Source organism: Stenotrophomonas sp. STEN022 (assembly GCF_056760155.1).
On record NZ_JBRREG010000069.1, the window covers coordinates 1 to 20025 of the forward strand.

A 20025-nucleotide genomic window follows, 5' to 3' on the forward strand; every position below is an offset into this window, starting at 1 on the left:
TCTACCCCCACTCCTGTCTTCTCTCTTTTTTGTTTGTCTTTTGTGGGGGGGGGGGGGCCCCCCGGCCCGGCCCCCCCCCCAACGCTGCATCAGAAAGATGACTGGCTTGCGATTGATCGTCGGTCTGGGCAATCCCGGATCCGAACACGCCCGAACCCGGCATAACGCTGGGTTTCATTTCGTTGAGGCCTTGGCAGAGCGGCAGGGCGCGCGCTGGGCGCTGGAAAGCAAATTGTTTGGCGAAGTCGCCAAGGTCGAGATTGCCGGGCAACCGGTGTGGCTGTTGAAGCCGGCGACCTACATGAACCTGTCTGGCAAATCGGTCACCGCCGCGCAGCGGTTCTGGAAGATCGAGCCGGAAGAAACCCTGCTTGCACACGACGAACTGGACATGCCGCCCGGCGTGGCCCGGCTCAAGTTCGACGGTGGTCATGGCGGCCAGAATGGCCTACGTGACACCATCCGCCTGCTCGGTCATGGCAAGTTCCATCGTCTGCGTCTTGGCATCGGCCATCCTGGTCACAAGGACCGCGTGGTGGGTTGGGTGCTGGGCCGTCCGTCGCCGGACGATGCCGTGCTGATGGCACAGGCCATCGATGCGGCCATCGACGTGATGCCGTTGGCGGTAGCTGGCGATTACAGCGAAGCAATGAAGCGTCTGCACACCACCAAGTGAGCGAAAAATGGGGAATGGGGAATGGAACGGCAATAGGCCCTTCCGCTTCTCCATTTCCGATTTTCCATTCACGGGAGTTCAAGCATGGGTATCAAATGCGGCATCGTCGGTCTGCCCAATGTTGGCAAGTCGACCCTGTTCAATGCGCTGACCAAGGCGGGTATCGCTGCGGCCAACTTCCCGTTCTGCACGATCGAGCCGAACACCGGCGTGGTGCCGGTGCCGGATCCGCGCCTTGACGCGCTGGCGGCAATCGTCAAGCCAGAGCGGGTGATCCCGACCACGATGGAGTTCGTCGACATCGCCGGTCTGGTCGCTGGTGCGTCCAAGGGTGAAGGCCTGGGCAACAAGTTCCTCGCCCACATCCGCGAGACCGACGCCATCGCCCACGTCGTGCGCTGCTTCGAAGACGGCAACGTCATCCACGTGGCCAACAAGGTCGATCCGATCGCCGACATCGAGACCATCGATACCGAGCTGGCGCTGGCTGACCTGGAATCGGTGTTGAAGGCACTGGATCGCGCTACCCGCGCGGCCAAGGCCAACGACAAGGAAGCGCTGGCCCGCAAGCCGGTGCTGGAAAAGCTGGCTTCTGCGCTGGATCAGGGCAAGTCGGCGCGCGCCGCCGGCCTTGATGCCGATGAAAAGGCGCTGATCCGTGACATGTTCCTGATCACGCTGAAGCCGCTGATGTACATCGCCAACGTTGCCGAAGACGGTTTCGAGAACAATCCGCTGCTGGACGTGGTGCGTGCCCGTGCCGCGGCCGAAGGTGCCGAAGTGGTGCCGGTGTGTGCGGCGATCGAAGAAGAAATGGCGCAGCTGGATGACGCCGACCGTGATGAGTTCCTTAAGGACCTCGGTCTGGAAGAGCCGGGCCTGAACCGCGTGATCCGTGCCGGCTACAAGCTGCTCGGCCTGCAGACCTACTTCACCGCAGGTGTGAAGGAAGTCCGCGCATGGCAGCTGCGTGCCGGTTCGACCGCGCCGCAGGCAGCTGGCGTGATCCATACCGACTTCGAGCGTGGCTTCATCCGTGCCGAAACCATCAGCTACGAGGACTTCATCAACCTCAAGGGCGAGCAGGGCGCCAAGGAAGCCGGCCGCCTGCGCCTGGAAGGCAAGGATTACATCGTCAAGGAAGGCGACGTACTGCATTTCCGCTTCAACGTCTGATCCCAGCGACGTTGCTGCAGCAACAAGGCCCCGCATTGCGGGGCCTTGTCATATCTGCGGTTTGTAGCGTGGTGAATATTTCGCCACATTTTTGAAAGCCTTGCAGCGCAAGGCCTGCGTGCGGTTGTCCACAGCCTTCTCCAGTCATTGCGCACAGCGCTTGTGGAGAACCCCACAAGTCGGATGGCTGCTTGTAGGAGCGGCGTCAGCTGCGAAGCTGACATTCCTGCAGTCCCGGGAGACTGCGCCATCTGACGATGCACATGCTTCGCGGCTGACGCCGCTCCCACAAAGAAAGCCGCATGCCGTTGTTGTAGTGCGTTGGCTAAAAATTCACCAGCATTTTGAAAGCCTTGCAGCGCAAGGCCTGCAGACGGTTGTCCACAACCTTCTCCAGTCATTGCGCACAGTGGCTGTGGAGAAGAGTTGTCACGGTGTAGTCCAGGCAGTGCCGGCTGGTGGTACCGCCAAGACCCGCACAAACAACAAGGCCCGCCAATGGCGGGCCTTGTTGGCACTGCATGCATACTGGCCTTACAGCGCCTTGCCGCCCAACTTCCAGGTGAGCTGCAGGTAGTAGCTGCGGCCCATGCTGTCGAACCACGAAGTGTCGTAGTACGGGTAGTTCGACCAGGTCGGGTCCTTCGGCGGCATCTTGTCGAACAGGTTGTTGACCGACAGCGACACCCGCAGGTGATCAGTGATGTCGTAGCGGGCGCCTGCGTTGAAGCGCCAGGTTGCCTCGGTCCATGCATCGTTGTCGTAGTTGGCAACCCGGCCCAGATAGCTGCCGAACAGGCTGGCGCCCCAGGCACCCTTGTCCCAGCTCACGCCCAGGTTCGACTTCACCCGCGGCAGCGTGGTGGCGCTGAAGCTGACATCGAGCATGTCTTCCTTAGGGTCGCCCGGGAACTGCTGGCGGGTGTGGCGGTGGGTCCAGTTGTACTGGCCGGTGAAGCTGAAATCACCCGCGTTCGCCGTCTGCAGGCGGTAGTTGGCGGCGACATCGATGCCCGAGGTTTCCTCGTTGGCGATGTTGATCGGGCCGAAGTGCACGCTGGTGATGTTGCCGTCTGCATCGCGGATCACGCGGGCCAGTGCATCGACGCAGGTCGGCGAGTTGATGTCCACTGCTGCGCCGGTATCGGTCTTGCCCAGACGACAGTCAGCTTCCTGGATGCGCAGCAGCTCGCGGTCCTGGGTTTGCACCTGGTTTTCGATGCGGATCTTGTAGTAATCCACCGCCAGGTCGAAGTTGGCCACAGGTGACCACACGAAACCAGCCGAGAACGATTTGCTGGTCTCCTCGTCCAGGTTCATGTTGCCGCTGTAGACATCGAACGTGCTGACGTCGTAGTTGCCAAAGTCGCGGTCGTAGCATTCGCCGTCGGTGGCACCGGCATTGTCCGTACGGCAGGCCAGGTAATCGGTGGCGAAGCGGGTGCGGTAGTAGTCGTTCCCGGCAAACAGGTAGTGCATGTCCGGTGCACGGAAACCGGTGCCGTAGGAACTGCGCAGCAACAAGGTGTCCAGCGGACGCCACTCCAAGCCGGCGCTGTAGGTGAACTTGCCCGGGTTCTTGTTGCCGTAGCTGTAGCGGTCATAGCGCCCAGCCACGCTTGCCTGCAGGGTCGACGCCAACGGCACGCGCAATTCGCCGGCCGCACTCCAGTGGTCGCGGTCGCCATGGCCATCGCCGTAGCGCGGGCCGTAATAGGCGTCTTCGGTCAATGCCAGTGGATCGGGGTTTATCTCATAGGATTGCTTGCCGTACTCGACGGCGCCTGCGAAACCGACATCGCCGGCGGGCATCGAGAACAGCGATGAGTTGTCGACCGTGAAGCTGAGGTTGTCGTTCTTGGCTTCCGGGCGGAACGTGGACATTGCAGCGATCGAGGCAAATTCGGCCTGGGTCAGCGGCGTGAACAGCCGCGCCGGGTCCGGGGTGTAGATCGCGATGCCATCATCGTCATAGCCCTGCAGCTCGCCCAGGAACAGGCGATTGGCCGCCGCCGCCTTGATGCGCGGCATCTTGACGTCAGCCTTGTACTGGGAGTGGTTGTAGGCTGCTTCCCAGTTCCATGCCTCGGCGATCATGCCCTTGAGGCCGGTGGTCACCGCAAATGTCTTTTGGGTGGTGGTGTTCATGCGGTTGCGCAGACCGCCAACCTCCTCCGGGGTGAACTGACGCGCCCAGTTCTCGTAACGCTCGGTGGTGGCGTTGTAGAAGATCTTGTTGCGGTAGTTGCCAGCCGAGTTCGGGTCATGGAACTCCCAGCCCATATGGTCGCTGGCGACATCATTGCCATTGGTGCCGGTCAGCAGCTTGACCTTCTGCTGGCCAAGCTGGACATCGGCGAACCACGACAGCGCATCGTTGAAGCGGTATTCGAACGAGCCATAGGCGTTGAAGCCTTTTCGCTCGTTCTGGATGGTGCGATAGGCAATGGCGCGCTCGCTGCCGCAGTAGGGGCCTAGGTCGTTCTCGGTGAGTACGGTGGTGCCGCCGTTGAGACCAGCCATGGCGGCGCAGCCGTCAGCCGGGGCGATGTTCTCGTCGTCGTCCCAGTTCTGCAGCTGGGCGATCAGGCGCGGCAGGCGCCGTTCCGCAGCCGGCGAATCCAGCGTCGAATCCTGCACGCCGCGATCAGTGCCCCACAGTGGGCGCTTGTCGATCAACTCGACGCCGACGATGCCGCTGAATTTGTCCTGCTCAAAGCCGGTGGTGATCGTCAAATTCTGCGATGAACCACCGCCGCGGCTGGTGTCGCCGAAGCGGTAGTCGAAGGTGGTGCCGTCGGTGGACTTCTTCAGGATGAAGTTGATGACGCCGGCCATTGCGTCCGAGCCGTACACGGCCGAGGCGCTGCCAGTCAGCACTTCAATCCGGTCGATCATGCCCAGCGGGATATTGCCGACGTCGGTGAAGTTGCTGCGGCCATTGAGCGGCAGCGGGAAGTCAGCGATGCGGCGGCCGTTGACCAGGACAAGGGTGTGGTTCGGGCCCAGACCTCGCAGATCGACTGCCTGCGCGCCAGGGGTGGATTGCGCGCCGGTGGTGTTCTGCTGCCCCTGGGTGCTGCCGCTGTTCTGGCTTAGCGAGCGCAGCACGTCCGGTACCGAGGTGAAACCGGCGGACTTGATCTGCTCGGCGGTCACCACGGTGACCGGGGCCGGGCCTTCCACCTGGGCGCGCGGGATGCGCGAGCCGGTGACCTGCACCGTGTCGAGTTGTTGCGGTTGGCCCTGGGTAGCGGTCTGCGCCAGGGCGGGGGCGGCCATCGACAGCAGGGCCAGTTGGATTGAACACACCATTGCGTGCTTACGCATGAATCAGCTCTCTGATGAAAAGTGTCCGAATTTGTCCTGTCGGCATGTAGGGAAATGCCGGCCAACCCTGTCTGTAATGTGAATGGGTTCTCGCCATCTAACACCTTTTTTACACGCTTGACCACTGCCAGAAAGTCTGGCATTACAGCTGTAAGCGATTACATGGATCAGGTAGAGGGTGCTATGAAACGTAAGAGTTCCTGGCTGGGGCGAATCGTTCTGGCTATCGCAGCTGTCGCTGCGGGGGGCGTGGTCCACGCCGAGGATTCGCGTGGCATCAGTGCCGCCGGCTACCGCTACTACGAAGTAGGTGATCTGGATGCGCCGCGCCCGGGCAAGACCGAGGCCGCGATGATGTTGATGGGCGGGGGTGACTGGGTGCCGGAAGCCTTCCACTGGTGGGTCGAGCGCGCCGGGCACGGGCGCGTGGTGATCCTGCGCGCCTCTGGTGACGACAACATGCAGAAGGAGCTGTACTACGACATCGGCGGCGTCACTGCGGTGCAGACGCTGGTGTTCGACAGCCGCAAGGCGGCCGATGATCCGGCCGTGCTGCGGGTGGTGCGCGGCGCCGATGCGATCTTCATCGCCGGCGGCGACCAGTCGCGTTACATCCGTTTCTGGAAGGGCACCGAGCTCAACAACCTGCTCAATGCGCATGTCCGTGCTGGCAAGCCGATCGGCGGTACCAGTGCTGGCCTAGCCATCCTTGGTGGCTATGCCTATGGCGCGCTGGATGGCGGCAGTGTCAATTCACCGGCCGCATTGAACGACCCGATGGGGAGCAAGGTGACCATGGACCGGGATTTCCTGACCATGCCCTACCTGTCCAACGTAGTGACCGATACGCACTTTGCCAAGCGCGACCGTTTGGGACGGCTGATTGTCTTCGTCGCCCGCGCCGCCCAGGTCAAGGGCCAGGACGACATCGTCGGTATCGGCGTGGATGAGGACACCGCGCTGTGCGTGGAGGCTGATGGGCGTGGCCGGGTGTACTCGCTGGTCGATGGCTATGCCTGGTTGGTGATGCCGCGGCACACGGCAGATCGCCTGAGCAATGGTGAGCCGTTGGAGTTCAGTTCCATTCCGGTCACTGGCGTTGGCTCGGGCAGTCGTCTGCATCTGGATGGGTTCAGGGTCGACAATGCCGCCTTCACTGCGATGGCCAGCGTCGTCGATGGCGAGCTGGAGCTGCATCCCAACTGAGCGTTTGTGATCAACGGATAAAGGGGCTTCGGCCCCTTTTTTGTTGCCCTTGGAGTTGGCTGCTACAGGGGTGGAATGCGGGGCGGGCTCGGCAACTGTCAGAAAGAGAGGGTGAACGACGTTGGTGACTGTTCAGAGTGGCTGGCACCTGCCTAGAATCGGGGTTCCATTCGGGAGTGAAGAAACATGAAGCTGACTTCTGCAGTACTGCTGGGCCTGGCGTCGCTGTCCTCAGGAGCTGCCGCCGCAGCCGAGGTTTCTCCCTTGCTGGTCATCCACGGTGGGGCAGGGGTTGAGCGCAAGGATTTCAGCGCTGCAGAAGAGCGTGCCGCCCGTGCGGCGTTGACTGAGGCGCTGCGCCAGGGTCATCAGGCCTTGGCTGCTGGCAAGCCTGCGCTGGATGCAGTGACGGCTGCGATCACCGTGCTGGAGAACGATCCGACCTTCAACGCGGGTCGGGGTGCGGTGTTCACCCATGACGGCAAGAACGAATTGGATGCCTCATTGATGGATGGCGCCACGCTGCGTGCCGGTGCCGTCGCCGGCGTGCATACGGTCAAGAACCCGATCCTGCTGTCGCGCGCGGTGATGGAGCATTCGCCGCACGTGATGATGGTGGGGCAGGGCGCGGAGATGTTTGCCGCCGAGCAGAAGATCGAACTGGTGGATCCGTCCTACTTCCGTACCGAGAAACGTTGGGAGCAGTTGCAGCGTGCATTGAAGGAAGAGGCGGCGGGGCAGGCGCATGCCGACCTGGAAACGGCCAAGCATTTCGGCACCGTCGGTGCGGTTGCGCTGGACAACCAGGGCAAGCTCGCCGCGGGCACGTCCACTGGCGGCATGACCAACAAGCGCTATGGACGTGTTGGTGATTCACCGATCATCGGCGCTGGCACCTATGCCAATGATCAGTGTGCGGTTTCAGGCACGGGCTGGGGTGAGTACTACATCCGCCTGTCCGTCGCACACGAAATATGTGCACGCATGAAGTACCTGAAGGAAACGCCTGCACAGGCTGGCGATGAAGTGATCGTCAAGCGTGTGCCGGAGCTTGGCGGCGATGGCGGTGGCATCGTTTTGTCTGCGGATGGCAAGGCGGCAATGCCGTTCAATACCGAAGGCATGTATCGCGGTTGGATTGGTGCCGATGGCGTGCCGCATGTGGCGATTTTTGCCGACGAAAAGATTAAGATGCCCGGCGAGTGATCGGCACCGCCGATGCCGAAAAAGAAATTTCACCGAATGTGAAGATTTCTGTTGACAGCATCGGCGTTGATCACCAAAATAGCGAGCTCACCCACCCCTGACCGGCAAGGCCGCGGTCCTCGACAAGGGAGTGGAATGGAGGGATACCCAAGCGGCCAACGGGGGCAGACTGTAAATCTGCTGGCTTACGCCTTCGGTGGTTCGAATCCACCTCCCTCCACCAGTTTTATGTTGTGACGTGTTTTCCCGGTGCGGGAGTAGTTCAACGGTAGAACCTTAGCCTTCCAAGCTAATGGTGCGGGTTCGATTCCCGTCTCCCGCTCCATTGAACGAAACGAAAAAACACGGCATAATAGACAACTCGCTCACGTAGCTCAGTCGGTAGAGCACCTCCTTGGTAAGGAGGAGGTCGAAGGTTCGATTCCTTTCGTGAGCACCATCTTTCGCAGATAGTGCACAACTAACCCTGTTACCGAGAAGAAGCAGCCATGTCCAAGAGCAAGTTCGAGCGTACCAAGCCGCACGTTAACGTCGGTACTATCGGCCACGTCGATCATGGCAAGACCACGCTGACTGCCGCACTGACCAAGATCGGTGCAGAGCGCTTCGGTGGCGAGTTCAAGGATTACTCCTCGATCGATGCCGCGCCGGAAGAAAAGGCACGTGGCATCACGATCTCGACCGCGCACGTTGAGTACGAATCCGCTACCCGTCACTACGCCCACGTGGATTGCCCGGGCCATGCTGACTACGTCAAGAACATGATCACCGGTGCTGCCCAGATGGACGGCGCGATCCTGGTCTGCTCGGCTGCTGACGGCCCGATGCCGCAGACCCGCGAGCACATCCTGCTGTCGCGTCAGGTCGGCGTGCCGTACATCGTCGTGTTCCTGAACAAGGCCGACATGGTTGACGATGCCGAGCTGCTGGAACTGGTTGAAATGGAAGTCCGCGAGCTGCTGAGCAAGTACGACTTCCCGGGCGACGACACCCCGATCGTGCACGGTTCGGCTCGTATGGCGCTGGAAGGCGACCAGAGCGACATCGGCGTGCCGGCCATCCTGAAGCTGGTCGATGCACTGGACAGCTGGATCCCGACCCCGGAGCGTGACGTCGACAAGCCGTTCCTGATGCCGGTGGAAGACGTGTTCTCGATCTCGGGCCGCGGCACCGTGGTGACCGGTCGTATCGAGCGCGGCGTGATCAAGGTCGGCGAAGAAATCGAAATCGTCGGTATCCGTCCGGTCCAGAAGACCACCGTCACCGGCGTGGAAATGTTCCGCAAGCTGCTGGACCAGGGTCAGGCAGGTGACAACGCCGGTCTGCTGCTGCGCGGCACCAAGCGTGACGACGTCGAGCGTGGCCAGGTCCTGGCCAAGCCGGGTTCGATCAAGCCGCACACCCAGTTCGAAGCCGAAGTGTACGTTCTGTCGAAGGACGAGGGCGGCCGTCACACCCCGTTCTTCAAGGGCTACCGTCCGCAGTTCTACTTCCGTACCACCGACATCACCGGTGCGGTTGAGCTGCCGGAAGGCGTCGAGATGGTGATGCCGGGCGACAACGTGAAGATGGTTGTCACCCTGATCAACCCGGTGGCAATGGACGAAGGCCTGCGCTTCGCAATCCGCGAAGGTGGCCGTACCGTCGGCGCCGGCGTGGTCGCAAAGATCGTTGCCTGATAACGCTGCGCTTCCTCGCGAAGCAATGTGTTGAAAGAAGGGCGGCCTCCGGGCCGCCCTTTTTTTGTTTGTTTTGTGGACGGGGTGGGGGGGGGCCGGGGTTTAGTGTGGCGTGTGTGTTTGGCGCTTGTGGTTTGAAGGGGCTGGCGCTTCAGGGGCTGTGGGGTTCGGGCGCCAAAAGCTTCAAGGGTCATGGGCTTTGACGGCTCGCCGCTCCAATTGGCGAAGAGGCCGCAAGCTAGAAGCAGGAGTCAAAGGCCGAAAAAGCTGAAAATCAAAAGTCAAAAGCTTCCCCTCACCCCAACCCCTCTCCCGTAAACGGGAGAGGGGCTCGGATTGCGTCGATCGCTAGCGAACTGCTGGCTGGCGGAGTGCTAGCCCCTCTCCCGTAAACAGGGGAGGGCCCGGAATGCGTCGGTCGCTAGCGGACTGCAGGCTGGCGGAGTGCTAGCCCCTCTCCCGTAAACGGGAGAGGGGCCCGGAATGCGTCGGTCGCTAGCGGACTGCAGGCTGGCAGAGTGCTAGCCCCTCTCCCGTTTACGGGAGAGGGGTTGGGGTGAGGGCGGCTTTTCGCGGAAAGTCCGGATGATCTGAATGGGCTGAGACTGCGGCACGGATGGATTTGTACTTCCGCTTCGCCCGCGTGGATAATGCTGCCCCCGGCGGAAGTGGCTGAGCTGACGTATTCACATCCGAGCCTGTCCAGGGTTTGCCTGACTCCGGTCGGCACAAGTGCCGGGCTTGGGTGGGGTAGGGCGCTCGACGCAGTACCGTTACGCCTGCTGCCCCGCCTTCTCACCGTCGCACCTGCCTCTGGCCATTCATCCAGCAGTTAGCCGGGGTGTCCGTATCCGCGCACATCGGCTGTGCGGTCGCCAGGGGCGGAACGCGCTTATACGCGGGAAACCCAGCAAATCCGGCTGTTTCCTGAAGCACCCCATACCTCGGCAGAGGGGTGAGTTGCAATAGGAAAAGAATACTGACAGAATGCACGACCACTCGCGGAAGTGCCCGTTTACGGGAATTCCGCAACCAGCGAAAAGAGGGGCAGGACGCACCTCGTATTCGCCAGACAAGGACAGGTCGCATGGGAGGCACTCCGTTCAACGGGGTGTTTTTTGTGCGTTTGAACATGTCTGGGGCGGGCCGGGAAACCGGGCCGCCCTGCTGTTATGAAAGGATTCGCGCGACGGGCAGTGCTTCGGCGCTAAACGTCGTTTTCATGGGGTTCGGCACACTCAGGGGCCGAACCTGTCGCTCTTTAGACCCATAGGAATACCGTCATGGCGGACCAAAAGATCCGAATTCGGTTGAAGGCGTTTGATCATCGTTTGATCGACCGTTCGGCCAGCGAGATCGTTGAAACGGCAAAGCGGACCGGCGCGCAAGTGCGTGGCCCGATCCCTCTGCCCACCAAGATCGAGCGTTACACCATCCTCGTCTCCCCGCACGTCGACAAGGACGCGCGTGACCAGTACGAGACCCGCACGCACAAGCGCGTGCTCGATATCGTCGACCCCAACGACAAGACCGTGGACGCGCTGATGAAGCTCGAACTGGCTGCCGGCGTCGACGTTCAGATCAAGCTGACCTGAGGACTACGACCATGACGAAGAAATATTCGTTGGGCTTCGTGGGCCGCAAGGCTGGCATGAGCCGCGTTTTCACCGAAGATGGCCAGTCCATCCCGGTGACCCTGATTGAAGCAACCCCGAACCGCATCGCGCAGATCAAGACCGTCGAAACCGACGGCTACAGCGCCGTGCAGGTGACCGTCGGCGCTCGTCGCGCTGCGCTGGTCAACAAGCCGGAAGCCGGTCACTTCGCCAAGGCGAAGGTCGAAGCCGGTCGTGGCCTGTGGGAATTCCGCGTTGAAGACGCACAGATCGGCGATTTCGCCGTCGGTGGCGAAATCAAGGCAGACATCTTTGAAGTCGGCCAGACGGTTGACGTCCAGGGCGTCACCAAGGGTAAGGGCTTCCAGGGCACCATCAAGCGCTACAACTTCCGTATGGGCGATGCAACCCACGGTAACTCGCTGTCGCATCGCGCGCCGGGTTCCTTGGGCCAGCGCCAGACCCCGGGTCGCGTTTTCCCGGGCAAGAAGATGTCCGGCCACATGGGTTCGGTGCAGCAGAGCACGCAGAACCTGGAAGTGGTCAAGGTCGATGTCGAGCGTGGTCTGATTGCCATCCGCGGCGCCGTGCCTGGCGCAGCCGGTGGTGACGTGATCGTGCGTCCGGCTAGCAAGGCATAAGGAGAGATGACGATGGAACTCGTTATCACGGGTAGCAACAACAAGGTCTCGGTCTCCGAAGCCGTGTTCGGTCGCGATTTCAGCGAAGATCTGGTTCACCAGGTCGTCGTTGCCTACCGCAACGCCGCACGTTCGGGCACCAAGGCACAGAAGACGCGTTCTGAAGTGGCTGGTACCACCAAGAAGTCGAAGAAGCAGAAGGGTGGTGGCGCTCGTCACGGTGCCCTGACTGCTCCGATCTTCGTCGGCGGTGGTGTCACCTTCGCGGCCAAGCCGCGTAGCTTCGAGCAGAAGGTCAATCGCAAGCAGTATCGCGCCGCCATGTGCGCCATCCTGTCCGAGCTGAACCGCCAGGGTCGCCTGACCATCGTTGAGTCGTTCGATGTCGAAGCGACCAGCACCAAGGCCCTGAGCACCAAGCTGGCTGGCCTGGAAGTGGGCAAGCGCCCGCTGATCGTCACCGAAGAGGCTTCCGAGCACCTGTACCTGTCCGCTCGCAATCTGCCGTATGTGCAGGTGCGTGACGTGCAGGGCCTGGACCCGGTTTCGCTGGTCGGTGCCGACACGGTCGTCATCACCGCTGACGCGGTCAAGAAGGTCGAGGAGTGGCTGGCATGAGCGCCAACGAAAAAATCTTCAGCGTGCTGCGTGCACCGCGAGTCTCTGAAAAGACCGCGCGCCTGCAGGAAATCTCCAACCAATACGTCTTCGAAGTTTCGAACGAAGCCACCAAGGCCGATGTAAAGGCCGCGGTTGAGCAGCTGTTCGACGTCAAGGTCGAGTCGGTCAACGTGCTGAACGTGAAGGGCAAGAACAAGTCCTTCCGTAACCGTGCAGGCCGCCGCGGCGATTGGCGCAAGGCGTATGTGCGTCTCGCCGATGGCCAGTCCATCGATGTAACGGCCAAGGCCTGAGGTACATCCCATGCCATTGATGAAATTCAAACCCACTTCTCCCGGCCGTCGTTCGGCCGTGCGCGTGGTCACTCCTGATCTGCACAAAGGCGCGCCGCATGCTGCGTTGCTGGAGCCGCAGAGCAAGTCCGGCGGTCGTAACCACCACGGCCGCATCACCACCCGTCACGTGGGTGGTGGTCACAAGCAGCACTACCGTCTGATCGACTTCAAGCGCAACAAGGAAGGCATTCCGGCACGCGTGGAACGTATCGAATACGATCCGAACCGCACTGCCCATATCGCCCTGCTGTGCTACGTCGACGGCGAGCGTCGCTACATCATCGCCCCGAAGGGCCTGAAGGCGGGTGACCAGGTCATCTCGGGTGCTCACGCCCCGATCAAGACCGGCAACACCCTGCCGCTGCGCAACATCCCGGTCGGTACCACCGTCCACGGGATCGAGCTGAAGCCGGGCAAGGGCGCTCAGATCGCTCGTGCTGCTGGTGCAGGCGTGCAGTTGGTCGCTCGTGAAGGCATCTACGCCACCCTGCGCCTGCGCTCGGGTGAAATGCGTAAGGTGCCGGTCGAATGCCGCGCCACCATCGGTGAAGTCGGTAACGATGAGCACAACCTGGAAAAGCTGGGCAAGGCTGGCGCGAAGCGCTGGCGCGGTGTCAAGCCGACCGTCCGCGGTGCGGCCATGAACCCGGTTGATCACCCGCACGGTGGTGGTGAAGCCAAGGCCGGCCAGGGTAATCCGCATCCGGTCACCCCGTGGGGCGTTCCGACCAAGGGTTACAAGACGCGCCATAACAAGCGCACTCAGCAGTTCATCGTCCGCGATCGTAGGGGCTAATCGACCATGGCACGTTCACTCAAGAAGGGCCCGTTCGTCGATCACCACCTCGTCAAGAAGGTGGAGGCCGCTGCGGGCAGCAAGAAGCCGATCAAAACCTGGTCGCGCCGTTCGATGATCCTGCCGGAAATGGTAGGCGTCACCATCGCCGTTCATAACGGCAAGAACCACGTTCCGGTGCTCGTCAACGAGAACATGGTCGGCCACAAGCTCGGCGAATTTGCCGTCACCCGGACCTTCAAGGGTCACGGTGGCGACAAGAAGTCGGGCAAGTAAGGAGAGATGACAATGGAAGCGAAAGCAATCCTGCGCTCCGCGCGCATCTCTGCGCAGAAGGCTCGTCTGGTCGCTGACCAGGTGCGCGGTCTGCCGGCCGAGCGTGCGGTCAACCTGCTGAAGTTTTCGGACAAGAAGGCTGCCCACCTGATCAAGAAGGTGGTGGAGTCGGCTATCGCAAATGCCGAAAACAACCAGGGCGCTGACGTCGACGAGCTGAAGGTCAAGACCATCATGGTTGATGAAGGTCCGACCCTGAAGCGTTTCATGGCGCGGGCGAAAGGCCGCGGTACCCGCATCCTCAAGCGCACCAGCCACATCACTGTGGTTGTGGGCGCCGGCAAGTAAGCGGAAAGGATAAAGACCATGGGTCATAAAGTTCATCCGGTTGGTATCCGCCTCGGTATTTCCAAGGACTGGAACTCCAAGTGGTACGCCAACAAGGCCGAGTTTGCTGGTTACCTGGCAGCCGACCTGAAAGTTCGCGAGATGCTGCGCAAGAAGCTTGCACAGGCCGGCATCTCCAAGATCCTCATCGAGCGTCCGGCAAAGACGGCTCGCGTGACGATCCACACCGCCCGTCCGGGCGTGGTGATCGGCAAGCGCGGTGAGGACATCGAAAAGCTGCGTAAGGAAGTGAGCGAGCTGATGGGCGTCCCGGCGCACATCAACGTCACCGAAGTGCGCAAGCCGGAGTTGGACGCACAGCTGGTTGCCGAGTCGATCGCGCAGCAGCTGGAGCGCCGCATCATGTTCCGCCGTGCAATGAAGCGCTCGGTCGGCAATGCGATGCGCCTGGGTGCCCTGGGCATCAAGGTCAACGTCGGCGGCCGCTTGAACGGCGCTGAAATCGCCCGTTCGGAGTGGTACCGCGAAGGCCGCGTGCCGTTGCACACCCTGCGTGCGGATATCGACTACGGTTTCGCTGAAGCCAGCACCACCTACGGCATCATCGGCATCAAGGTCTGGATCTACAAGGGTGAAGTCTTTGATTTCTCCCAGGTTGGCCAGGAAAAGCAGGACGACAGCCCGCGCAACGATCGTAACGATCGCGGCGACCGCGGTGACCGTCCGTCGCGCCCGGCTCGTGAAGCGAGGTAACGGCAATGTTGCAACCCAAGCGAACCAAATACCGCAAGATGTTCAAGGGCCGCAATGACGGCCTGAGCTGGAGCGCCAACGCCGTCAGCTTCGGCGAGTTCGGCCTGAAGGCTACTGCCCACGGTCAGCTGACTGCGCGTCAGATCGAAGCGGCTCGCCGCTCGATCAGCCGCTACGTCAAGCGCGGTGGCAAGATGTGGATCCGTGTGTTCCCCGACAAGCCGATCACCAAGAAGCCCATCGAAGTCCGAATGGGTGCTGGTAAGGGTGGCGTGGAATACTGGGTCGCCCAGATCCAGCCGGGCCGCATGATTTATGAAGTCGAGGGTGTGACCGAGGAAGTGGCACGCGAGGCGTTCCGCCTGGCCGCTGCCAAGCTCTCGGTGACCACCACTTTCGTAACCCGGACGGTGCGCTGATGGACATCAAACAACTCCGCGAGAAGTCGGCTGACGAACTCAAGGCCCACCTGACCGACCTGCGTAAGGAGCAGTTCTCGCTCCGTATGCAGCAGGTCACCGGCCAGCTGCCGAAGACCCACGAAACCCGCCGGGTGCGCCGCGAGATTGCTCGCGTCAAGCACCTGATCGGCAGCACGAAGTAAGGATGGCTGCTATGAGCGAAAATACTGAAAAGAAGACGCTGCGCACGGTCGAAGGCCGTGTCGTCAGCAACAAGATGGACAAGACGGTCACCGTGTTGGTGGAGCGCCAGGTCAAGCACCCGTTGTACGGCAAGTACATCAAGCGCTCGTCCAAGCTGCACGCACACGACGCCGACAACGCCTGTAAAGAAGGTGATGTCGTGCGCGTGACCGAGATTGCTCCGATGTCCAAGACCAAGAACTGGCGTGTGGTGGAAGTCATCACGCGTGCGGCTGAATAAGGAGATCTGACTCATGATCCAGATGCAGAGCTACCTTGACGTTGCGGACAATTCCGGTGCCAAGGAACTGATGTGCATCAAGGTGCTTGGTGGTTCCAAGCGCCGTTATGCCCACATCGGCGACATCATCAAGGTCACCGTGAAGGACGCAATTCCGCGCGGCAAAGTCAAGAAGGGTGAAGTGTATGACGCCGTCGTGGTGCGTACCCGCAAGGGTGTGCGTCGCGCCGATGGCTCGCTGATCCGTTTCGACGGCAACGCCGCGGTCCTGCTCAACAACAAGCAAGAGCCGATCGGCACCCGCATCTTCGGACCGGTGACCCGTGAACTTCGTTCCGAGAAGTTCATGAAGATCGTCTCGCTCGCTCCCGAAGTTCTGTGAGCGCCAGGAGATAATCATGGCTAACCGTATCAAGAAGGGCGACCAGGTCGTCGTCAACACCGGCAAGGACAAGGGCAAGCAGGGCGAAGTCGTCCGCGTCGACGGCGATCGTGTGATCGTCGCCAACGTGAACATCGTCAAGCGCCACACCAAGCCGAACCCGCAGGCAGGCGTTGCCGGCGGCGTGGTCGAGCGTGAAGCGTCGATCCATATCTCCAACGTGAATGTGCTGAACCCGGCTTCGGGCAAGGGCGAGCGCGTTGGCTTCAAGGTGCTGGAGGATGGACGCAAACTGCGTGTGTTCCGCTCCAGCGGTGAGGCGCTCGACGCCTAAGGACTGACCGATGAATTCACGTCTCGAAAAGTTTTACAAGGAAGAAGTGGTACCGGCGCTGACCAAGCAGTTCGGTTACACCAATCCGATGGAAGTGCCGCGCCTGGTCAAGGTCACCCTGAACATGGGTGTGGGCGAAGCTGCGACCAACAAGAAGGTTCTTGAGAACGCCGTTGCCGACATGACCAAGATCACCGGCCAGAAGCCGGTGGTCACCAAGTCGCGCGTCTCGGTGGCTTCGTTCAAGATCCGTGACGGTTGGCCGATCGGCTGCAAGGTCACGCTGCGTCGTGACACCATGTTTGAGTTCCTGGATCGCCTGATCAACATCTCGCTGCCGCGCGTGCGTGACTTCCGCGGCGTGTCGGGTCGTTCGTTCGACGGTCGTGGCAACTACAACATGGGTGTGAAGGAACAGATCATCTTCCCGGAAATCGACTTCGACGCCGTCGACGCGATCCGCGGTATGGATATCGCCATCACCACCACCGCCAAGACCGACGCGGAAGCGAAGGCGCTGCTCGCAGCGTTCAAGTTCCCGTTCCGTAACTGATTCGTCGAGGATACAGAAATGGCAAAGACCTCAATGGTCAACCGCGACATCAAGCGGAAGAAGCTGGCTCTGAAGTACGCCGACAAGCGTGCTGCTCTGAGGAAGATCGTGTCCTCGGTGGACGCGAGCTACGAAGAGAAGATCGAGGCTGCAACCAAGTTGTCGAAGCTGCCGCGCGATTCGTCGCCGAGCCGCCACCGCAACCGTTGCGAACTGTCGGGTCGTCCGCGTGGCGTCTACAGCAAGTTCGGCCTCGGCCGCAACAAGCTGCGCGAAGCCACCATGCGTGGTGACGTGCCGGGCCTGCGCAAGGCAAGCTGGTAAGCAACAACCCGCTGGGCGGCCGAAAGGCCCGCCCAGCAGGGCTTTCGGGTCAATCTGAAGGCAAAACAAAAAGTCCGACGCAAGTCGGGCTTTTTGTCGTATAATCCCGCTCCTTGCCTGCCCGAAACAGGCGGCAGGTGCGTCAAGGGCCCTGGCCCATCCCAGGAAAACACGAGATTTTCGCGAAAGCGGATATCGGTGCACTCAAAGGTATCTACATGAGCATGACTGATCCCATCGCCGACCTGCTGGTCCGCATCAAGAATGCGGCAGCGGTTGGCAAGCAGACGGTGAAAGCCCCGTCGTCCAAGGTCAAGGTGGCCATTGCCCAGGTCCTGAAGGACGAGGGTTACATCGCCGACCTGCGCGTCAACAACATCGAAAACAACAAGGCCGAGCTCGAAATCGTCCTGAAGTACTTCGAAGGCAAGCCGGTCATCGCGACCCTGAAGCGCTTCTCGCGTTCGGGCCTGCGCCAGTACCGTGGCAAGTCTGAACTGCCGAAGGTCCTGAACGGCCTGGGCGTCGCCATCATTTCCACCTCCAAGGGCATCATGACTGATGCGCAGGCGCGCCAGTTGGGCGTCGGCGGCGAAGTCCTGTGCTTCGTGGCCTAAGGGAAGGAGTCCACTATGTCCCGCGTAGCCAAGAAGCCGATCAACCTGCCCAAGGGCGTTGAACTGACCATCCAGCCGGAAGTTGTTAGCGTGAAGGGCCCGAAGGGCGCCCTGTCGCTGAACAAGACCGCTGGCGTAGAAATCACTCTCGACAACGGCGTTGCCACGCTGAGCCCGAAGGACATCTCCTTCGACGCGCTGGCCGGCACCGTGCGTGCGATCCTGGCCAACATGGTGCAGGGCGTGTCCGAAGGCTTCGAGCGCAAGCTTGAGCTGGTCGGCGTGGGTTACCGCGCTGCCATGCAGGGCAAGGACCTGAACCTGTCGCTGGGCTTCTCCCACCCTGTCGTGTTCGTGGCGCCGGAAGGCATCACCCTGTCGACCCCGACGCAGACGGAAATCGTCGTGCAGGGCGTGGACAAGCAGGTTGTCGGTGAAGTCGCCGCCAAGATCCGTGGTTACCGTCCGCCGGAGCCCTATAAGGGCAAGGGTGTGAAGTACGCCGGTGAAGTCATCATTCGCAAGGAAGCCAAGAAGGCCTAATTCTTAGGTTTTCAGCTTTCGAGGATAAAGAACATGAACAAGAACATCGCCCGTCTGCGTCGCGCCAAGTCGACCCGTTCGCACATCCGTACCCTGGGCGTGGCACGTCTGTCGGTGCTGCGCACCGGTCAGCACCTGTACGCACAGGTCTTCACCGCCGACGGCTCCAAGGTGCTGGCTGCTGCCAACACCGCACAGGCCGAAGTCAAGGAAGGCCTGAAGAGCGGCAAGAACATCGACGCTGCCACCAAGGTTGGCAAGCTGATCGCCGAGCGCGCCAAGGCTGCTGGTATCGAGAAGGTCGCTTTCGACCGCTCGGGCTACCGCTACCATGGTCGCATCAAGGCGCTTGCTGATGCTGCCCGCGAAGGCGGTCTGCAGTTCTAAGCAATACAGGAAAGGGGCCTCTGGCCCCTTTCCGCCTGCCTGCCGGTACGGGTTTGTACCGGGCGCCTTTCGTTCTTCTGCAGCGTCTGGCGATTCATTGCTCCACTACACAACCATAAGCGGCATCGAGCCGTACATACCCAATCAATCAAGGAATCGAAATGGCAGAAGAGCGTCAGCAGCGGGGTCGCGATCGCGACCGTAACCGCGAAGAGAAAATCGACGACGGCATGATCGAGAAGCTGGTCGCGGTCAATCGCGTCAGCAAGACCGTCAAGGGTGGCCGTCAGTTCACCTTCACCGCACTGACCGTGGTCGGTGATGGCGAAGGCAAGGTCGGCTTCGGTTATGGCAAGGCACGCGAAGTGCCGGTCGCCATCCAGAAGTCGATGGAGCAGGCCCGCAAGAACCAGGTCAGCGTTGATCTGAACAACGGCACGTTGTGGCACACCATCAAGGATGGTCACGGCGCAGCTCGCGTGTTCATGCAGCCGGCTTCGGAAGGTACCGGCGTCATTGCCGGCGGTGCCATGCGCGCCGTGCTGGAAGCCGTTGGCGTGAAGAACGTCCTGGCCAAGGCAACCGGTTCGCGTAACCCGATCAACCTGGTCCGCGCCACCCTGAAGGGTCTGGCCGGTGCACAGTCCCCGGCTCGTATTGCTGCCAAGCGCGGCAAGAAGTTGGAGGATCTGAACCATGGCTAATGAAACCGTCAAGACCGTCAAGGTGCGCCTGGTGCGCGGCCTGCGTGGCACCCAGTCGCGTCACCGCCTGTCGGTGCGTGCCCTGGGCCTGAACAAGCTCAATGATGTGCGTGAACTGAAAGACAGCCCGCAGGTTCGCGGTCTGATCAACAAGGTTCAGTACCTCGTCCAGGTTGAGGAGTAATCGACCATGACTATGCGTCTCAATGAACTGAGCCCGGCACCGGGCGCCCGTACCGAGCGTACCCGCGTCGGTCGCGGCATCGGCTCCGGCCTGGGCAAGACCTGCGGCCGCGGCCACAAGGGATCGTTCGCTCGCAAGGGCGGCGGCAAGATCAAGGCTGGCTTCGAAGGCGGCCAGACCCCGATGCAGCGTCGTCTGCCGAAGATCGGCTTCTTCTCGCACAAGGCCAAGGACACCGCAGAAGTGCTGTCCTACCACCTTGACCGCCTGGAAGCTGGTGAGATCGACCTGGCCGCACTGCGTGCAGCCAAGCTGATCCCGTCGACCGCGAAGAAGGCCAAGGTCGTCTTCAAGGGCGAGCTGAGCAAGGCATTCACCCTGAAGGGTATTGCTGCTACTGCCGGCGCCAAGGCCGCGATTGAAGCTGCCGGCGGCAGCGTACAGGAGTAACTG

27 protein-coding genes and 3 tRNA genes are annotated in these 20025 nt (G+C 61.3%); 29 read left to right on the forward strand and 1 reads right to left on the reverse strand.

The annotated features are described in order from the left end of the window. Positions 1 to 97: 97 nt before the first annotated feature. Positions 98 to 676, forward strand: coding sequence for an aminoacyl-tRNA hydrolase (pth, locus tag ACVOMF_RS14345; RefSeq protein WP_481509894.1), 579 nt, complete (start codon positions 98 to 100; stop codon positions 674 to 676). Positions 677 to 760: 84 nt separating this feature from the next. Then, the gene (gene ychF, locus ACVOMF_RS14350) at positions 761 to 1852 is read left to right on the forward strand and encodes a redox-regulated ATPase YchF (protein WP_296252459.1); all 1092 of its coding nucleotides are present in this window, start codon (positions 761 to 763) and stop codon (positions 1850 to 1852) included. A gap of 534 nt (positions 1853 to 2386) precedes the next feature. Here the strand turns inward: ychF and ACVOMF_RS14355 are convergent. Beyond that, positions 2387 to 5182, reverse strand: coding sequence for a TonB-dependent receptor plug domain-containing protein (locus ACVOMF_RS14355; RefSeq protein ID WP_481509895.1), 2796 nt, complete (start codon positions 5180 to 5182; stop codon positions 2387 to 2389). Positions 5183 to 5344: 162 nt separating this feature from the next. Here ACVOMF_RS14355 and ACVOMF_RS14360 point away from each other — a divergent pair, with 162 nt between their 5' ends. From ACVOMF_RS14360 to rplO, 27 genes are all read left to right on the forward strand, one after another. After that, positions 5345 to 6388, forward strand: coding sequence for a cyanophycinase (locus ACVOMF_RS14360; protein WP_481509896.1), 1044 nt, complete (start codon positions 5345 to 5347; stop codon positions 6386 to 6388). Between the two features lie 186 nt (positions 6389 to 6574). Next, a complete protein-coding gene (locus ACVOMF_RS14365; RefSeq protein ID WP_481509897.1) occupies positions 6575 to 7594 on the forward strand; it encodes an isoaspartyl peptidase/L-asparaginase family protein in 1020 nt (339 codons plus the stop codon). Positions 7595 to 7731: 137 nt separating this feature from the next. Beyond that, positions 7732 to 7817: transfer RNA gene (locus ACVOMF_RS14370), tRNA-Tyr, on the forward strand. A 28-nt stretch (positions 7818 to 7845) separates the two neighbouring features. Further along, positions 7846 to 7919 (forward strand) — tRNA-Gly (locus tag ACVOMF_RS14375). 38 nt (positions 7920 to 7957) lie between these two features. Next, positions 7958 to 8033: transfer RNA gene (locus tag ACVOMF_RS14380), tRNA-Thr, on the forward strand. Positions 8034 to 8082: 49 nt separating this feature from the next. Beyond that, positions 8083 to 9273: an elongation factor Tu gene (gene tuf, locus ACVOMF_RS14385; protein WP_481509898.1), complete on the forward strand. Its 1191-nt coding sequence runs from the start codon at positions 8083 to 8085 to the stop codon at positions 9271 to 9273. 1283 nt (positions 9274 to 10556) lie between these two features. After that, on the forward strand, positions 10557 to 10868 hold the full coding sequence (rpsJ, locus tag ACVOMF_RS14390; RefSeq protein WP_010341589.1) for a 30S ribosomal protein S10: 312 nt from the start codon (positions 10557 to 10559) through the stop codon (positions 10866 to 10868). Between the two features lie 11 nt (positions 10869 to 10879). After that, entirely contained in the window at positions 10880 to 11530 is a 651-nt protein-coding gene (rplC, locus tag ACVOMF_RS14395) for a 50S ribosomal protein L3 (RefSeq protein WP_282270285.1), read from the forward strand. A gap of 12 nt (positions 11531 to 11542) precedes the next feature. Next, complete coding sequence (gene rplD / locus ACVOMF_RS14400) at positions 11543 to 12148, forward strand: 50S ribosomal protein L4 (RefSeq protein ID WP_481509899.1); 606 nt, start codon at positions 11543 to 11545, stop codon at positions 12146 to 12148. Further along, positions 12145 to 12444 (forward strand): 50S ribosomal protein L23, encoded by a 300-nt coding sequence (gene rplW / locus ACVOMF_RS14405; protein ID WP_057629589.1) that lies wholly within the window; start codon positions 12145 to 12147, stop codon positions 12442 to 12444. The genes rplD and rplW overlap by 4 nt, the downstream gene beginning before the upstream one ends. 10 nt (positions 12445 to 12454) lie before the next feature. Next, the gene (gene rplB / locus ACVOMF_RS14410) at positions 12455 to 13282 is read left to right on the forward strand and encodes a 50S ribosomal protein L2 (RefSeq protein ID WP_057629590.1); all 828 of its coding nucleotides are present in this window, start codon (positions 12455 to 12457) and stop codon (positions 13280 to 13282) included. 6 nt (positions 13283 to 13288) lie between these two features. Next, positions 13289 to 13558: a 30S ribosomal protein S19 gene (gene rpsS, locus ACVOMF_RS14415; RefSeq protein WP_057629591.1), complete on the forward strand. Its 270-nt coding sequence runs from the start codon at positions 13289 to 13291 to the stop codon at positions 13556 to 13558. 12 nt (positions 13559 to 13570) lie between these two features. Next, on the forward strand, positions 13571 to 13906 hold the full coding sequence (rplV, locus tag ACVOMF_RS14420) for a 50S ribosomal protein L22 (RefSeq protein WP_054657198.1): 336 nt from the start codon (positions 13571 to 13573) through the stop codon (positions 13904 to 13906). Between the two features lie 18 nt (positions 13907 to 13924). Further along, positions 13925 to 14659, forward strand: a complete 735-nt coding sequence (gene rpsC / locus ACVOMF_RS14425; RefSeq protein WP_481509900.1) for a 30S ribosomal protein S3 — start codon at positions 13925 to 13927, stop codon at positions 14657 to 14659. Positions 14660 to 14664: 5 nt separating this feature from the next. Next, the gene (rplP, locus tag ACVOMF_RS14430) at positions 14665 to 15078 is read left to right on the forward strand and encodes a 50S ribosomal protein L16 (RefSeq protein WP_282270271.1); all 414 of its coding nucleotides are present in this window, start codon (positions 14665 to 14667) and stop codon (positions 15076 to 15078) included. Next, on the forward strand, positions 15078 to 15263 hold the full coding sequence (gene rpmC / locus ACVOMF_RS14435) for a 50S ribosomal protein L29 (protein ID WP_054657204.1): 186 nt from the start codon (positions 15078 to 15080) through the stop codon (positions 15261 to 15263). Before rplP ends, rpmC begins: the two co-directional genes overlap by 1 nt. An 11-nt stretch (positions 15264 to 15274) precedes the next feature. Beyond that, the gene (rpsQ, locus tag ACVOMF_RS14440; protein WP_282270268.1) at positions 15275 to 15544 is read left to right on the forward strand and encodes a 30S ribosomal protein S17; all 270 of its coding nucleotides are present in this window, start codon (positions 15275 to 15277) and stop codon (positions 15542 to 15544) included. A 13-nt stretch (positions 15545 to 15557) separates the two neighbouring features. Beyond that, complete coding sequence (gene rplN, locus ACVOMF_RS14445; protein ID WP_125358566.1) at positions 15558 to 15926, forward strand: 50S ribosomal protein L14; 369 nt, start codon at positions 15558 to 15560, stop codon at positions 15924 to 15926. Positions 15927 to 15942: 16 nt separating this feature from the next. After that, positions 15943 to 16260: a 50S ribosomal protein L24 gene (rplX, locus tag ACVOMF_RS14450; protein ID WP_017355416.1), complete on the forward strand. Its 318-nt coding sequence runs from the start codon at positions 15943 to 15945 to the stop codon at positions 16258 to 16260. A gap of 10 nt (positions 16261 to 16270) precedes the next feature. After that, positions 16271 to 16813, forward strand: a complete 543-nt coding sequence (gene rplE, locus ACVOMF_RS14455) for a 50S ribosomal protein L5 (RefSeq protein WP_062169033.1) — start codon at positions 16271 to 16273, stop codon at positions 16811 to 16813. Positions 16814 to 16831: 18 nt separating this feature from the next. Beyond that, positions 16832 to 17137 (forward strand): 30S ribosomal protein S14, encoded by a 306-nt coding sequence (gene rpsN / locus ACVOMF_RS14460; RefSeq protein WP_481509901.1) that lies wholly within the window; start codon positions 16832 to 16834, stop codon positions 17135 to 17137. A gap of 218 nt (positions 17138 to 17355) precedes the next feature. Beyond that, positions 17356 to 17754, forward strand: a complete 399-nt coding sequence (rpsH, locus tag ACVOMF_RS14465) for a 30S ribosomal protein S8 (RefSeq protein ID WP_296253885.1) — start codon at positions 17356 to 17358, stop codon at positions 17752 to 17754. 15 nt (positions 17755 to 17769) lie between these two features. Beyond that, positions 17770 to 18297 carry a 50S ribosomal protein L6 gene (gene rplF, locus ACVOMF_RS14470; protein WP_481509902.1) on the forward strand — a complete coding sequence of 176 codons (528 nt, stop codon included), beginning with the start codon at positions 17770 to 17772 and terminating at the stop codon, positions 18295 to 18297. A gap of 33 nt (positions 18298 to 18330) precedes the next feature. Beyond that, on the forward strand, positions 18331 to 18684 hold the full coding sequence (rplR, locus tag ACVOMF_RS14475; RefSeq protein WP_062169024.1) for a 50S ribosomal protein L18: 354 nt from the start codon (positions 18331 to 18333) through the stop codon (positions 18682 to 18684). A gap of 161 nt (positions 18685 to 18845) precedes the next feature. Next, positions 18846 to 19388: a 30S ribosomal protein S5 gene (gene rpsE, locus ACVOMF_RS14480; RefSeq protein ID WP_282270259.1), complete on the forward strand. Its 543-nt coding sequence runs from the start codon at positions 18846 to 18848 to the stop codon at positions 19386 to 19388. Further along, entirely contained in the window at positions 19381 to 19572 is a 192-nt protein-coding gene (gene rpmD, locus ACVOMF_RS14485) for a 50S ribosomal protein L30 (protein WP_062169020.1), read from the forward strand. Before rpsE ends, rpmD begins: the two co-directional genes overlap by 8 nt. Before the next feature lie 6 nt (positions 19573 to 19578). Next, positions 19579 to 20022 carry a 50S ribosomal protein L15 gene (rplO, locus tag ACVOMF_RS14490; RefSeq protein WP_057629603.1) on the forward strand — a complete coding sequence of 148 codons (444 nt, stop codon included), beginning with the start codon at positions 19579 to 19581 and terminating at the stop codon, positions 20020 to 20022. The last annotated feature ends 3 nt before the right edge of the window (positions 20023 to 20025 follow it).

Excerpts from the sequence above, each read along its gene's own strand:
- pth (WP_481509894.1), top strand. The coding sequence starts at position 98 with ATGACTGGCTTGCGATTGATCGTCGGTCTGGGCAATCCCGGATCCGAA.
- ychF (WP_296252459.1), top strand. The coding sequence starts at position 761 with ATGGGTATCAAATGCGGCATCGTCGGTCTGCCCAATGTTGGCAAGTCG.
- ACVOMF_RS14355 (WP_481509895.1), bottom strand. The coding sequence starts at position 5,182 with ATGCGTAAGCACGCAATGGTGTGTTCAATCCAACTGGCCCTGCTGTCG.
- ACVOMF_RS14360 (WP_481509896.1), top strand. The coding sequence starts at position 5,345 with ATGGATCAGGTAGAGGGTGCTATGAAACGTAAGAGTTCCTGGCTGGGG.
- ACVOMF_RS14365 (WP_481509897.1), top strand. The coding sequence starts at position 6,575 with ATGAAGCTGACTTCTGCAGTACTGCTGGGCCTGGCGTCGCTGTCCTCA.
- tuf (WP_481509898.1), top strand. The coding sequence starts at position 8,083 with ATGTCCAAGAGCAAGTTCGAGCGTACCAAGCCGCACGTTAACGTCGGT.
- rpsJ (WP_010341589.1), top strand. The coding sequence starts at position 10,557 with ATGGCGGACCAAAAGATCCGAATTCGGTTGAAGGCGTTTGATCATCGT.
- rplC (WP_282270285.1), top strand. The coding sequence starts at position 10,880 with ATGACGAAGAAATATTCGTTGGGCTTCGTGGGCCGCAAGGCTGGCATG.
- rplD (WP_481509899.1), top strand. The coding sequence starts at position 11,543 with ATGGAACTCGTTATCACGGGTAGCAACAACAAGGTCTCGGTCTCCGAA.
- rplW (WP_057629589.1), top strand. The coding sequence starts at position 12,145 with ATGAGCGCCAACGAAAAAATCTTCAGCGTGCTGCGTGCACCGCGAGTC.
- rplB (WP_057629590.1), top strand. The coding sequence starts at position 12,455 with ATGCCATTGATGAAATTCAAACCCACTTCTCCCGGCCGTCGTTCGGCC.
- rpsS (WP_057629591.1), top strand. The coding sequence starts at position 13,289 with ATGGCACGTTCACTCAAGAAGGGCCCGTTCGTCGATCACCACCTCGTC.
- rplV (WP_054657198.1), top strand. The coding sequence starts at position 13,571 with ATGGAAGCGAAAGCAATCCTGCGCTCCGCGCGCATCTCTGCGCAGAAG.
- rpsC (WP_481509900.1), top strand. The coding sequence starts at position 13,925 with ATGGGTCATAAAGTTCATCCGGTTGGTATCCGCCTCGGTATTTCCAAG.
- rplP (WP_282270271.1), top strand. The coding sequence starts at position 14,665 with ATGTTGCAACCCAAGCGAACCAAATACCGCAAGATGTTCAAGGGCCGC.
- rpmC (WP_054657204.1), top strand. The coding sequence starts at position 15,078 with ATGGACATCAAACAACTCCGCGAGAAGTCGGCTGACGAACTCAAGGCC.
- rpsQ (WP_282270268.1), top strand. The coding sequence starts at position 15,275 with ATGAGCGAAAATACTGAAAAGAAGACGCTGCGCACGGTCGAAGGCCGT.
- rplN (WP_125358566.1), top strand. The coding sequence starts at position 15,558 with ATGATCCAGATGCAGAGCTACCTTGACGTTGCGGACAATTCCGGTGCC.
- rplX (WP_017355416.1), top strand. The coding sequence starts at position 15,943 with ATGGCTAACCGTATCAAGAAGGGCGACCAGGTCGTCGTCAACACCGGC.
- rplE (WP_062169033.1), top strand. The coding sequence starts at position 16,271 with ATGAATTCACGTCTCGAAAAGTTTTACAAGGAAGAAGTGGTACCGGCG.
- rpsN (WP_481509901.1), top strand. The coding sequence starts at position 16,832 with ATGGCAAAGACCTCAATGGTCAACCGCGACATCAAGCGGAAGAAGCTG.
- rpsH (WP_296253885.1), top strand. The coding sequence starts at position 17,356 with ATGAGCATGACTGATCCCATCGCCGACCTGCTGGTCCGCATCAAGAAT.
- rplF (WP_481509902.1), top strand. The coding sequence starts at position 17,770 with ATGTCCCGCGTAGCCAAGAAGCCGATCAACCTGCCCAAGGGCGTTGAA.
- rplR (WP_062169024.1), top strand. The coding sequence starts at position 18,331 with ATGAACAAGAACATCGCCCGTCTGCGTCGCGCCAAGTCGACCCGTTCG.
- rpsE (WP_282270259.1), top strand. The coding sequence starts at position 18,846 with ATGGCAGAAGAGCGTCAGCAGCGGGGTCGCGATCGCGACCGTAACCGC.
- rpmD (WP_062169020.1), top strand. The coding sequence starts at position 19,381 with ATGGCTAATGAAACCGTCAAGACCGTCAAGGTGCGCCTGGTGCGCGGC.
- rplO (WP_057629603.1), top strand. The coding sequence starts at position 19,579 with ATGACTATGCGTCTCAATGAACTGAGCCCGGCACCGGGCGCCCGTACC.